At 72.9% G+C, this 12,539-nt stretch carries 12 protein-coding genes; 4 read left to right on the top strand and 8 right to left on the bottom strand.

Annotated elements, in window-relative coordinates:
• Positions 1–13 precede the first annotated feature (13 nt).
• On the top strand, positions 14–1,183 hold the full coding sequence (locus AB0D85_RS21075) for an NAD(+)/NADH kinase (RefSeq protein WP_362322242.1): 1,170 nt from the start codon (positions 14–16) through the stop codon (positions 1,181–1,183).
• A 40-nt stretch (positions 1,184–1,223) separates the two neighbouring features.
• Here AB0D85_RS21075 and AB0D85_RS21070 read toward each other — a convergent pair whose 3' ends face one another.
• Together AB0D85_RS21070 and AB0D85_RS21065 are read right to left on the bottom strand one after the other, a co-directional pair.
• On the bottom strand, positions 1,224–2,936 hold the full coding sequence (locus tag AB0D85_RS21070; RefSeq protein ID WP_362322240.1) for a hypothetical protein: 1,713 nt from the start codon (positions 2,934–2,936) through the stop codon (positions 1,224–1,226).
• Positions 2,937–3,070: 134 nt separating this feature from the next.
• On the bottom strand, positions 3,071–4,147 hold the full coding sequence (locus tag AB0D85_RS21065) for a substrate-binding domain-containing protein (protein ID WP_362322238.1): 1,077 nt from the start codon (positions 4,145–4,147) through the stop codon (positions 3,071–3,073).
• Positions 4,148–4,259: 112 nt separating this feature from the next.
• Between AB0D85_RS21065 and AB0D85_RS21060 the strand changes: the two genes are divergently transcribed.
• Complete coding sequence (locus AB0D85_RS21060) at positions 4,260–4,718, top strand: MarR family transcriptional regulator (RefSeq protein ID WP_362322236.1); 459 nt, start codon at positions 4,260–4,262, stop codon at positions 4,716–4,718.
• Here the strand turns inward: AB0D85_RS21060 and AB0D85_RS21055 are convergent.
• The 3 genes from AB0D85_RS21055 to AB0D85_RS21045 all read right to left on the bottom strand — a co-directional run bounded on the left by AB0D85_RS21055 (position 4,704) and on the right by AB0D85_RS21045 (position 7,651).
• The gene (locus AB0D85_RS21055) at positions 4,704–4,898 is read right to left on the bottom strand and encodes a ferredoxin (RefSeq protein WP_362322234.1); all 195 of its coding nucleotides are present in this window, start codon (positions 4,896–4,898) and stop codon (positions 4,704–4,706) included. The two genes, AB0D85_RS21060 and AB0D85_RS21055, sit on opposite strands and share 15 nt — an antisense overlap.
• A 38-nt stretch (positions 4,899–4,936) precedes the next feature.
• Positions 4,937–6,166: a cytochrome P450 gene (locus AB0D85_RS21050; RefSeq protein ID WP_362322232.1), complete on the bottom strand. Its 1,230-nt coding sequence runs from the start codon at positions 6,164–6,166 to the stop codon at positions 4,937–4,939.
• A 156-nt stretch (positions 6,167–6,322) separates the two neighbouring features.
• The gene (locus AB0D85_RS21045; protein ID WP_362322600.1) at positions 6,323–7,651 is read right to left on the bottom strand and encodes a hypothetical protein; all 1,329 of its coding nucleotides are present in this window, start codon (positions 7,649–7,651) and stop codon (positions 6,323–6,325) included.
• A 197-nt stretch (positions 7,652–7,848) separates the two neighbouring features.
• Between AB0D85_RS21045 and AB0D85_RS21040 the strand changes: the two genes are divergently transcribed.
• Positions 7,849–9,129, top strand: coding sequence for a molybdopterin-dependent oxidoreductase (locus AB0D85_RS21040; RefSeq protein WP_362322230.1), 1,281 nt, complete (start codon positions 7,849–7,851; stop codon positions 9,127–9,129).
• Between the two features lie 313 nt (positions 9,130–9,442).
• On the opposite strand, the gene AB0D85_RS21035 is transcribed toward AB0D85_RS21040, so the two are convergent.
• The 3 genes from AB0D85_RS21035 to AB0D85_RS21025 form a co-directional block, all read right to left on the bottom strand.
• Positions 9,443–10,186 (bottom strand): class I SAM-dependent methyltransferase, encoded by a 744-nt coding sequence (locus tag AB0D85_RS21035; RefSeq protein WP_362322228.1) that lies wholly within the window; start codon positions 10,184–10,186, stop codon positions 9,443–9,445.
• The gene (locus tag AB0D85_RS21030; protein ID WP_362322226.1) at positions 10,183–10,809 is read right to left on the bottom strand and encodes a DUF2064 domain-containing protein; all 627 of its coding nucleotides are present in this window, start codon (positions 10,807–10,809) and stop codon (positions 10,183–10,185) included. The genes AB0D85_RS21035 and AB0D85_RS21030 overlap by 4 nt, the downstream gene beginning before the upstream one ends.
• A gap of 105 nt (positions 10,810–10,914) precedes the next feature.
• On the bottom strand, positions 10,915–11,619 hold the full coding sequence (locus tag AB0D85_RS21025; protein WP_362322224.1) for a glycosyltransferase family 2 protein: 705 nt from the start codon (positions 11,617–11,619) through the stop codon (positions 10,915–10,917).
• Positions 11,620–11,789: 170 nt separating this feature from the next.
• Here AB0D85_RS21025 and AB0D85_RS21020 point away from each other — a divergent pair, with 170 nt between their 5' ends.
• Entirely contained in the window at positions 11,790–12,539 is a 750-nt protein-coding gene (locus AB0D85_RS21020; protein WP_362322222.1) for a response regulator transcription factor, read from the top strand.

Genomic DNA, 12,539 nt, shown 5'->3' with positions numbered 1-12,539 from the left:
CCTGGAGGCGGAGATGACGGTGAACGGGATCGGACTGGTGGTGCACGGCGGCCGTGCGGAGGCGGTGGACGCGGCCTGTGCGGTGCGGGCGTGGGCCGCGGAGCACGGGGTGCGGTGCACCGACATCGACGTATGGCACGACGGCGGACGGCACAGCTCGCGCGAGGAGGTCGCCGCCGCGGGCGATCCCGACCTGATCGTCACCCTCGGAGGGGACGGCACCTTCCTGCGCGGCGCCCGGCTCGCCGCCCGCAACGACGCCCTGGTCCTCGGTGTCGACCTGGGCCGGGTCGGTTTCCTGACCGAGGTGCCGGCCTGCTCGGTGCGGGACGCGCTGGACGCGGTGCACGAGGACCGGTTCACCATCGACAGCCGCATGCTCCTCACCATGCGCGCCTCCCGCCGCCCGGAGATGCCGGAGGACATGGAGGCGCTGATGCGCTACGGCCGGGGGCCGCTGCTGCCGCCTCCCCAGGTGCGCACGGACTGCGAGCAGGACACCGACTGGGGCGTCCCCCTGCACGTCACGGCGATCAACGACATCGTCCTGGAGAAGCTGTCCCGGGACCGCCAGGTGTCCGTCGGCGTGTACATCGCCGGCCGGCTGCTGGCCTCCTACTCCGCCGACGCGCTGCTGGTGGCCACCCCGACCGGTTCGACCGCGTACAGTTTCGCCGCCGGCGGCCCGGTCGTCTCGCCCTGCGCGGACGCGCTCGTCTTCACCCCGGTCGCCCCGCACATGACGTTCAACCGCTCCGTGGTCACGGCCCCGAACGAGCCCATCGGCCTGCGTGTCCTCGAACGCTCGGGGCAGGCCGCCGTCAGCATCGACGGCCAGGTGCGGGGCGTGCTGGAGCCGGGGGACTGGATCGGGGTGTACGCCGCCCCCGGCCGGCTGCGGGTGGTCCGGCTCGCGGCGATGGACTTCTACGGCCGGCTGCGCGAGCGCATGAACCTGACCGACGCCCCGGCCGCGGTCGCCGACGGCACCCCCGCCCCGCTGTGGTCGGTGACCACACCCCCGCCCGTCGACATGGCCCAGCTCTCGCTGCTGCCCCTCATCTGGGAGCGCGTCCAGTGGAAGGAACCGTGCGTCGACGGGACGGACGGCAACGCCCCCGCGCCGGCCACGCCGGAGCAGCCGGCCGCCCGGCGTCCCGCGCGGGAGGGCGACACCCGATGACGCCGAGGCGCGCGGGCCGGAACCGCGGGGGCGGGAACGGTCAGTCCGCGGACCGTACCGTCGGCATGGCGAGCGCGACCGGCCCGGTGCCAGCCCCGGTCTTGCAGGAGTCGTGGCAGTCCTTCTCCAGGCTGCAGCACAGCGAGCAGATCGCCCCCGAGTGGAACGGGCAGCCCGCCACGTCCGGCCGCTCGAAGCCGGTCGCGCACACCGTGCAGGTCAGCACGGCCGCCGACGGCAGCCCGTCGGCGCCGAGGAGCGGCTCCGCGAGGTCGTCGACGCGGGCGATGTAGTACCTGCTCTTGGTCAGCACCGCGAACAGCGGCGAGAGGACCATCGCCAGAAACAGCGCGATGAACGGCGAGTACGCCTTGCCGTACTCCCCGAAGGCGTTGAAGTACGCGGCGATCGAGACCGCCGACGCGATCAGCATCGAGCCGAAGCCCACCGGGTTGAAGTTGTGCAGATGGGCGCGCTTGAACTCGATGTACGACGGGCTCAGCTTCAGCGGCTTGTTGATGACCAGGTCGGCGACGACCGCGCCGATCCAGGCGATCGCCACGTTGGAGTAGAAGCCGAGCACGGTGTTCAGGAAGCCGAAGACACCGCCCTCCATCAGGGCCAGAGCGATGCCGACGTTGAGGAAGATGTAGACGACGCGCCCGGGGTGACGGTGTGTCAGCCGGGAGAAGAAGTTCGACCAGGACAGCGAACCGGAGTACGCGTTCGTCGAGTTGATCTTTATCTGGGAGAGGATCACGAAGAACGTGGCCAGGCCCAGCGCGACGGGCGCCGCGAACGTCTTGAAGCCGGACACGTACTGCTGGATCGGCTCGTTGGCCTTGGCCAGGCCCACGCTGCCGGCGATGTAGAAGGCGAGGAAGGCACCGCCGATCTGCTTGGCCGCACCGAGCACCACCCAGCCGGGACCGGCGGAGAGCACCGCCGCCCACCACTTCTTCCCGTTCTCCGGCGTCTTGTCCGGCATGAACCGCAGATAGTCGACCTGCTCACCGATCTGCGCGATCAGCGACAGCGCCACACCCGCGCCCGCGCCGACCCCGAGCATGCTGATGCCCGACCCGGTGGGCGAGTTGCCCGCGAAGTGCGTGAACTCCGAGAACTTCCCCGGCTCCTGGATCGCGATGGACACGAACGGCGCGACCATCAGCACCAGCCACACCGGCTGCGTCCACACCTGCAACTTCGACAGCGCGGTCATGCCGTAGATGACCAGCGGCAGGATGATGAGGGAGCAGATCAGGTAGCCGACGGCGAGCGGGATGTGCAGGCCGAGCTCCAACGCCTGCGCCATGATCGAGCCTTCGAGGGCGAAGAAGATGAAGGTGAAGCTGGCGTAGATGACCGAGGTGAGCGTCGAGCCGAGGTAGCCGAAGCCCGCGCCCCGGGTCAACAGGTCCATGTCGATGGAGTACTTGGCCGAGTAGTACGAGATCGGGATGCCAGTGAGGAAGATGACCACCGCAGCGGTCAGGATCGCCACCATCGCGCTGGAGAAGCCGTTGGAGATGGCGATCGAGCCGCCGATGGCGAAGTCCGCGAGATAGGCGATGCCGCCCAGCGCGGTGGTGGCCACCACATACGGGGTCCAGCGGCGGAAGGACTTCGGCGCGTAGCGCAGCGAGTAGTCCTCCAGGGTGTCGTTCTGCGCCCAGTCGTTGTACGTCCGTTTGCCGTCCGTCCGGCCTTCCGCCGCGGCGGGCGGCGCCTCCTTGCCGACGATCTCCGTCACGACTCTTCCCTCTCTCGTCCCCGGTCGTTTGCACGGAAGAGTCGCGGCACGCTGTTTCCCGAACGTTTCACCCGCTTTAAAAGACAAACCTTGATACTTCCCGTGGGAAGTATCGGCAACTATGGGGCGCGGTCTCAGAGTTGGGCGACGATGTGGAAGTCGAACGCGTCCGCCCGCGCCAGGTACAGCCGTTGGGCGAGATGGTTGCCGTCGAGCCGTACGACACCGCGCGGGCCCTCGTACGACACCTCGTCCCCGACCGCGCACATCGCCCGCACGTCCAGCGACCGCGCCCGCTCGGCCAGCGCCGCCAGCAGCCGGACCCCCTCGAAGCACGACTCGCCCAGGCTGCCCACCACGGGCGCGTGCACACCGAACCGGGCCGCGTAGCGGGCGCCGAAGTCGAGGCTCTCGGCCGTCGCGAGGGTCTCGAAGAAACCGGCCGTCGCCCAGAGCCCGTCGGTGGCCTCGGCGCCGGTGGCCAGCAGGATGTTCTCGTCCATATGGGTGCTCAGCCGCAGACACCGCTGCTGCAGCCCGTACGCGGCGAACGCCCGGTTGAAGCGGGCCGCGTCCGCCCCGACCAGCAGCATCAGGACCGCGTCCGCCTCGCACCGCTCGATACGGCGCAGGACCGGCCCGAACTCCTCCGTCCCCAGCGGCACGAACACCTCGTCCCGCACCCGGCCGCCGCACTCCCGCGCATACCCGCGGGCCGCACGGGCGGTCACCCGCGGCCACACGTAGTCGTTGCCCACCGTGCACCAGCGCCGCACCCCGGCCGCCTCCGCCAGCAGCCGCATCGCGGGCAGCAGTTGGGCGGCATCGGTCTCACCGGTCAGGAAGACGCCGGGAGTCCGCTCGCCGCCCTCGTACTGCGCGGTGTACACATACGGCACCCGGCCCGCGACACGGGGCAGCAGCGCCTGCCGTACCGCCGAGGTGTGCCAGCCCACCACCCCGTCCACGGCGCCCAGCGAGACCAGCGTCCCGACCTCGGCCGCCACCCGCGCCGGCGGCGCCCCGCCGTCCACCGTGACCAGCCGGACCTCCCGGCCCAACACCCCACCCACGGCGTTGAGTTCCTCCACCGCCAGCCGCGCGGCCGACTCGCAGGACGGCCCGAGAACGCCCGCCGGGCCCTGCAGGGGGACGACCAGGGCGAGGAGCAGCGGTGTCTGCGAGGTGTCGCGCGGGGGCGCCGGACGCATCGGGCCACCTCCGTGCGGGCATGGGGAACGCGGATTCCGGTCCCGGGCCCCGGCGCCCTCGCCAAGACTCGTATTCTGCGCGCACAGTAGACCTACCGGAAGGACACCGGCAATGCCGTCCGTACCCTCCTCGCCGGACCTCGCCCACCTCCTCAGCCATGCCGAGCGGCGCGTCGTGCGGTGGCTGGCCGGGGTGCTGGCCGAGGAGGACTGCACTGTCGAGGAGTGGCGGGTCCTTTCGCTCGTCGGCGACGGCCGGGGGCATCCGATGACCGAGATCGCCGACCACGCCCTGATGCCGGCGCCCAGCCTGACCAAGCTCGTCGACCGCATGGTCGCGGACAACCTCGTGCACCGCCGCCCCGACCCCCACGACCGCCGCCGCGTCCTGCTCTACCTCACCGAGCGGGGCCAGGACCTCCACGCCCGCGCCGCCCGCCGCGTCCACGCGGACCAGACCGGGCTGCTCGACGCGGTCGACGACGGGACGGCGCTGGCGGGGCTTCTCCTGCAGCTCACCGCGGCGGCCGGGGCGCGCGCGGCGGGCGTGGGTCCGTCAGTCCTCGGTTAGCCGGATCGCCGCGGCGGGGCAGATCGCCGCGGCCTCCCTGACTCCCTCGTACTGTTCCGCGGCCGGGCGCTCGCTCAGCAACTCCACGATGCCGTCGTCGTCCTGGTCGAAGACGTCGGGTGCCATCAGGACGCACTGCCCGGACGCGACACACCGGGGCTGGTCCACTTCCACCTGCATGGGGGGCTCGTTTCTCGTCGGCCGTGCGGGGACAACTGCTACCAGGTGACGGGGAGTTCGTAGACGCCGTAGACCGCTCCGTCGCCCTTGAAGCGCAGCCGGTCGGTGCCGGTGGCCAGGGCCAGGGTGGGGATGCGCCGGTAGAGGGTGCTGTAGACGACCTGGAGTTCGAGGCGGGCCAGCGGCTGGCCGAGGCACTGGTGCACACCGAACCCGAAGGCGACATGGCTGCGGGCGTCCCGGGTGATGTCGAGGCGGTCGGGGTCCGGGAAGGCGGCCGGGTCACGGTTGGCGATGTCGCCGGTGAGGACCACGCCGTCGCCCGCCCGGATCGTCGCGCCGTCGATCTCGATGTCCTCCAGCGCCACCCGCCGCCGCCCCGAGTGGGCGATGGTGAGGTAGCGCAGCAGCTCCTCCACGGCCCCCGCGACCAGCTTCGGGTCCTCCGTGGCGCGCAGGGCGGCGAGTTGTTCCGGGTGCTCCAGCAGGGCGAGGGTGCCGAGGGCGATCATGTTCGCGGTCGTCTCATGGCCGGCGCCGAGCAGCAGCACCCCCATCCGGGCGGCGTCGCGCTGGGTCATCTCACCCGTGTCCACGCGCTCCGCCAGCAGGTGGGAGAGCAGGTCGTCGGCGGGGTTCGCGCGCTTGGCGGTGAGGAGCCGGTCGAGGTAGTCCGCGAGGTCCTCGAGCGCCTGGACGACCGCCTCCGGCGCGGAGCCGTGGTGCACGATGATCTTGGTGTTGCGCTGGAAGAAGTCGTGGTCCTCGTAGGGCACGCCCAGCAGCTCGCAGATCACCAATGACGGCACCGGCAGCGCGAACGCCTGCACCAGGTTCACCGGCTTCGGCCCGGCCAGCATCGCGTCGATCAGGTCGTCGACGATCGTCTGCACCGCCGGGCGCAGGGCCTCCATCCGCCTGATCGCGAAGGGCGCCGTCACCATCCGGCGGATCCGGGCGTGGTCCGGATCGTCCATGGTGATGAAGGTGCGGCGGTGCTCCTCGCCCGCCTTGCTGCCCGCCGAGCGGTGCGGGTAGCCGGGCAGGGTGGCGTCGGAGCTGATCCGGGGATCGCCGAGCAGGGTGCGCAGCTGGTCGTGCCGGGTGACGACCCAGGGGGTGCTGCCGTCCCACAGCCGCACCTTGGACAGCGGTTTCTCCTGCTGGAGGGTGCGCAGCTGTGAAGGCGGGTCGAAGGGGCAGCCGCTGGACCGGGCCATCGGGAAGTCGGGTGCGTCGGTTCGGGGTTCGGGCAGTGTCTCGGTCATGCGTGCCTCCGGTCTGCGAAAGCCGTTTTGCGTGAGCAATTTGGATGCCTTGGGCAACCTAGCCGGAAGGGCGGACCGGCAAACGGCGATATCCGGACGACGGCGTTCGGTGGAACCGGCGTTCATTGAAACCGGCGTTCAGCGGAACCGCAGGAGTCACCAGCCGGTGAACAGCAGATGGTTCAGCAGCAGCCCGAGCAGCGCCTGCGCCGTGAGCCAGACCCGCGGCCGGGGCAGGAACGCGCAGGCCGGGAGCAGCCACATCGCGAACGGCAGCCAGATGCGTTCCGTCTCCGCCTTGCTCATCCCGGACAGGTCGGCGATCAGCAGGGCGAGCAGGGCGGCCGCGACGAGGAACGCGAGGCGCGTCCGATGGGAGGGGGCCGTACGGCGGTGGATCAGCGTCGCGCCCGCCCGCCGCAGCCCCGCCGCCGTCGCCGGGCCGGTGATCAGCACCGTGCAGGCCAGGTTGGCCCACACCCAGTACCCGTACGGACGGGTGCCGCCGATGCCCTGGTAGTAGCGGGTGACCAGCAGCCGGTACCCCTCCCACCAGTCGAACCCGGCGAGCGTGAACGCGACGGGGACGACCGCCGCCCCGGCCACCAGCGGCGCGAGGACCACCGGCCGGGCGCGCACCTCGCGTCGGCCGAGCACCAGCACCGCCGCCCCGATCAGCGCGAAGAGCGTCAGGCCGTACGACAGGTAGCAGGTCAGGCCGTACAGCAGCCCGGCACCCGCCGCCCATGCCAGGGACCGCCCGGACCCCCCGCTCACCGCCAGTGCCAGCAGCGCCACCGCCCAGGCGGCGACCGCCGCGAAGTACCCGTCGGCCGAGGCGCCCACCCACACCGCGGCCGGGGCCATGACCAGGAACGGCGCGGCCCGCCGGGCGAGCCGCTCACCGGCCAGCGCCCGCACCGCGACCAGCACGGCGACACAGGCCGTGGACCCGACGGTGATGCACCAGGCCCCCGCCCAGCCGCCGCCGCGCAGCCCGATCCGGTCCAGCAGGACGAAGGTGAGCGTGGCCGCCGGCGGATGCCCGGCGATATGGGCGGGCCACGGGGCCGGGGTGCCGCTCACGATGTGGTGGGTGAAGTCGCGCAGGGCCGCCGGGATGTCGTGGAAGCGGCCGATGACCGTGAGGTACTCGTTGGGGGAGGTGAGCCGGCCGGCCACCCCCCGCCGCCAGCCGTCGACCAGCGCCAGCGACCACGTCCAGGCCAGGCAGGCGCCCCAGGCCGCGGCGAGCAGCCCGCGCCAGGGCAGCCGTACGGCGAGGCCCGGACCGTACGCCACCACGGCGGCCGCGACCAGGAGCGCCGCCGGGGTGCCCGGACCCAGGTGCGGGTCCCAGTCGGCGAACAGCGGCGGCCAGTGCACGAACAGCGTGCGGTAGGTGTCCTGGAGGTGCCGGCCGACCAGTACGGCGACGAGCACGAGCAGGGCGGCGGCGAGGACGGCGTACAGATCGGCATACAGGCCGGGGTACCGATGGGCATCCGGGCCGGCGTACCGACCGGCGTATCGATCGGCGTACCGGTCACGGCGGGGAGCGCGGGTCACACCGGAACGCTAGGTCGGCGAGCGTGCCGGAGGTTGGATCAGGCGGCTGACGTCAGACTTTCGTCATGGGTCGTGCGCCCTTTCCCGGGGTGTCACCGGCCTACCGTCGGATCATGCGACACGACGACCCACGGCTTCCCTCATCACCCGGCTTCTGGCGCAGCCCGCTGCGCGGCACCTGGTTCACCTCGGTGCTCGGCCTCGTGCTGCTCGTCGGCGTCACCGTGCTGTTCGTCACGGGACTGCTGTCCTACGCCGCCTACAACCCGGACCTCGCCCCGGTGAACGACCAGACCCCGGACAAGGGCGTCCTCGGCTTCTACCTCTTCGCCTGGCCCACGAACCCCTACTGGCTCTACCGGGTCACCCAGGGCCTGCACGTCACCCTCGGTATCGCCCTGATCCCGGTGCTGCTCGCCAAGCTGTGGTCGGTGGTGCCGAAGCTGTTCACCCTGCCCCCGGCCCGCTCGCTCGCCCACGCCCTGGAGCGGATCTCGCTGCTGTTGCTGGTCGGCGGCGGCCTGTTCGAGTTCACGACCGGCGTCCTCAACGTCCAGCTCGACTACGTCTTCCCCGGCTCCTTCTACCCCCTGCACTTCTACGGCGCCTGGGTGTTCTTCGCCGCGTTCCTGGCGCACGCCGCGCTGAAGACGCCGACGGCCCTGCGGGCGGTCCGGCAGCGGCAAGGGCAAGGGCAAGGGCAACGGCAAGGGCAACGGCAAGGGCCTCGGGACGAAGGTGAGTTGGAGTCGTCCCGGCCGGACACGCCCACCGTCTCCCGGCGCGGGGCGCTGTGGTTCGTCGGCGGCGCGTCCCTGCTGCTGCTCGTGACGGCCGCCGGGCAGAGCATCGGGGGCGTATGGCGCCGCACCGCCCTGCTCGCACCGCACGGCGGAGCCGACCCCGGCAGCGGACCGAACGGCTTCCAGATCAACAAGACGGCCGCGTACGCCGGGATCGACGCGAAGGAGACCGGGGAGGAGGCATGGCGGCTCGTCGTCACGGGCCGGGACGGCAGAACGGTCCGCCTCAGCCGCACCCAGCTCCTCCGACTGCCCCAGCACAGCGCCGCGCTGCCCATCGCCTGCGTCGAGGGCTGGTCGACCGCCGACCAGTGGTGGCGCGGGGTGCGGCTGCGCGACCTCGCGGCCCTCGTCGGCTACGACGGCGACCCGCCGGACGTGCTCGTCGAGTCCCTCCAGCGGCACGGCGCCTTCCGCCGCGGGGCGCTGCGCGCCAACCAGGTCGCCGACCCGCGCTCCCTGCTCGCCCTGCAGGTCAACGGCGAGGACCTGTCCCCCGACCACGGCTACCCGGCGCGCGTGATCGTGCCCGCCGCGCCCGGTGTGCTCAACACCAAGTGGGTGGCCCGGATGACCTTCGGAGACCTGTGATGCCGCGCCGCGTCCCGATCGGCAGCCCGCTCCAACTGCTGCTGCTGGCCTGCTCGTTCGCGCTCGCCGCCTACGCGGGCGTACGGCTGTTCTCCGGTGACTGGCTCGGTGTGGCGCTGTGGGTGGTGGGGGCGGCCCTGCTGCACGACCTCGTGCTGCTGCCGCTGTACGCGCTGGCCGACCGGGCGATGCTCCGAGGGCTGGGCGGTGCCGGGCGCCGGGAGTGGACGATGTACGTCCGCGTCCCGGCCGCGCTCTCCGCGCTGCTCCTCCTCGTGTGGTTCCCGCTGATCAGCGGGCGGGTGGCCGGGCCCTACCGGTTGGCCACCGGCCTGTCCACGGACGGTTTCCTGACCCGCTGGCTGCTGATCACCGCCGTACTCTTCGGCGGCTCGGCGCTGCTGCTGGCGCGTCGGCTGCGCAGGGCGACGAAACGGCGTCCGCCGGCCGTCCACTGACCTTCCCGCTCCCAGCCCCGCGCGTAGCGCAGCAGGGCCGGGGTGCCCAGCCGCGCCCAGAGGAAGGGGGCGCCGGCCGCCTCCCGGGCGTCGGTGAGGTGGACATGGGCGCGTTCGTCCACGTCCACCTCGGTCGTCTCGGCGATCAACAGTCCACCGGGGGCGAGGAGTCGGGCCACCCGGACGAGCAGGGCGTACGGGTCGCCGCCGATGCCGACGTTGCCGTCCATGAGCAGGACGGTGTCCCAGCGGCCCTCGCCGGGCAGCGGCTCGAAGACCGAGCGGCGCAGGGCCTGGCCGCCGAGCCGCACGGTGTGGTCGACGGCGGCGGCGCTGACGTCGATGCCGAGGACGGTACGGCCCCGGAACGCGAGCTCCGCGACGAGCCGCCCGGGGCCGCAGCCGATGTCGAGGACGGCGCCCTCGCAGCGGTCCAGGACCGCCCGGTCGACCGGGTCCGCGCCCGCGCACCAGCGCTCCACGTCCAGGGGCAGCAGCCACCCGTCGGTGCGGCGCAGGAACAGCGGGCCGCGGCCGGCGCGCAGGGCGGCGGCGTAGGGGTCGGCGCCGGTCCAGGGGACGGGCGGCGAGGTGGTCATCGGCGGCCCGTTCCGCTGTGCGCCGCGTACCGGGCCAGCCGGGCGGCGAAACGGCCGTGCGGGACGAGGGCGGCGACGGCCGCCGCGTCCGCCGCGCTGTCCACGTCCCGCAGCCGGGGCAGGTCCCGCACGCGCAGCCCGGCGTCGACCAGCCGCCGCCGCTGGACGGCACCGGTCTCCGGCACGGACATCGGCACGCCACGCAGCAGGGCCGGGTCCGGGTCGGCCAGCCCCAGCGCCCAGAATCCGCCGTCCTCGGCGGGACCGAAGCAGGCGTCGCAGTCCGCGAAGTCCACGGTGAGCAGGGCCGGGGTGACCTGGGGGGTGTCCATGCCGATGAGGAGGGCGGGGCCGGTGCAGCGGGCGAAGGCGTCGGCGAGCCGCTCGTCGAGACCGCCCGCGCACTGCGGCACGACGTCGAAGCCGGGGGGCAGCCAGGGGCCGGGCCGGCCGTCGAGCACGAGCACCCGCCGCGCCGCCGGGGTCTCGGCGACGGCCTGGAGGGTGTCGGCGAGCGACGCCTCGGCGAGGGCGGCGGCCTGCTCGGGCGAGAACGGCGGGGTGAGACGGGTCTTGACCCTGCCGGGGCGGGGTTCCTTGGCGATGACGAGGAGGGTGGTCATGCGGGGGTTCCTTGGTCAGTGGGGGCGGGGGGTTTCGCCTACCGGCGCCGGCCGGGTGTCGCCGGCGACTGCGGCGCCCCGTCAGGGGCGCGGGGAACTGCGCGCTCAGCCCCCACCGGCCCGCAGCCGAGGCCGCTCGTTCAGCACCCCGCTCATGTCCCGCACCGCCTGCCACGTGCCGCGCCAGGTCCCGGTGACCTTCGACGCGCCCGTGCGCGGCAGGTACGGCACGTCGTGCTCCACCACCCGCCACCCCGCGTCCGCCGCCCGCACCACCATCTGCAACGGATATCCGCTGCGCCGGTCGTCGAGGTCCAGCGCGAGCAGCGCTTCGCGGCGAGCCGCCCGCAGCGGTCCGAGGTCGTGCAGCCGCAGCCCGGTCCGGCGCCGCAGCATCCGCGACAGCGCGAGGTTCCCGGCGCGGGCGTGCACGGGCCAGGCCCCCCGCCCCTGCGGCCGCCGTCGGCCCAGCACCAAGTCCGCCTCCCCGTCGGAGACTTCCCGCACGAAGGGCACGAGGAGCCCGGGATCGAGGGAGGCGTCGCAGTCGCAGAAGCAGACGATGTCGGCCGTCGCCGCGGTCAGCCCCGCATGGCACGCCGCGCCGAAGCCGCGCCGCGCCTCGTGGACGACGGTCGCGCCGAGCGCCCGGGCGATGTCCGCCGAGCCGTCGGTGGAGCCGTTGTCGACCACGAGGGCCCGCCAGCCCGCCGGGATCCGGCCGAGCACCCAGGGCAGGGCCGAAGCCTCGTCCAGGCAGGGGAGTACGACGTCCACGTCCGTCGACGCTGAGGATGGTGAGGTGGTCACGGCTTCACCCTACGAACGTGAACCGGGCATATCGGGCGTCGGCTCCTTACGAAACGCGGACGTCGGAGTCGGGATCCCCGCCGCCGGGGTTTCTTACGAAACACGGACGTCGCGACCGGTGCCCGGCTCCGGGCGCGACACCCGCGACGGCCCGGTGCGAGGGTGGAGGCATGCAGCATCCGCAGTCGCAGCCGTACGAGCTCACCGAGGACCGGGCCGGCACCGGTGCCGCCCGGGTCCTGGTCGTCGACGACGATCCGACCGTCGCCGAGATCGTCACCGGGTATCTCGACCGTGCCGGTTACCTCGTCGACCACGCCGACGACGGCCCCGGCGCCCTCACCCGCGCCGCCGCCCACTGGCCGGACCTGGTCGTGCTCGACCTGATGCTGCCGGGCATGGACGGCCTGGAGGTCTGCCGCCGTCTGCGCGGCCACGCCCCCGTCCCGGTCATCATGCTCACCGCACGCGGCGACGAGGACGACCGCATCCTGGGCCTGGAGGTCGGCGCCGACGACTACGTCACCAAGCCCTTCAGCCCCCGGGAACTGGTCCTGCGGGTGGAGTCCGTGCTGCGCCGCAGCCGCCCCGCGCCCGCCGCGCAGTCCCTGTCCACCGCCGGGCTCACCCTCGACCCCACCGCCCGCCGCGCCGCCCGCGACGGCGTCGAACTCGCCCTCACCCTGCGCGAGTTCGACCTCCTCGCCTTCTTCCTGCGGAACCCGGGGCGGGCGTTCGGCAGGGAGGACCTGATGCGCGAGGTGTGGGGCTGGGACTTCGGCGACCTGTCCACCGTCACGGTCCATGTCCGCCGGCTGCGCGCCAAGGTCGAGGAGGACCCGGCCCGGCCGCGCCTGATCCAGACGGTGTGGGGCGTCGGCTACCGGTTCGAACCGAGCGGACGGGAAGGGGTGGCCTGA

Origin of the sequence: Streptomyces sp. NPDC048277 (assembly GCF_040652235.1) — a bacterium.
Taxonomy (GTDB): domain Bacteria; phylum Actinomycetota; class Actinomycetes; order Streptomycetales; family Streptomycetaceae; genus Streptomyces.
Note: the sequence above shows the minus strand (reverse complement) of the source record. Positions and strands in the feature narration are given on the sequence as shown.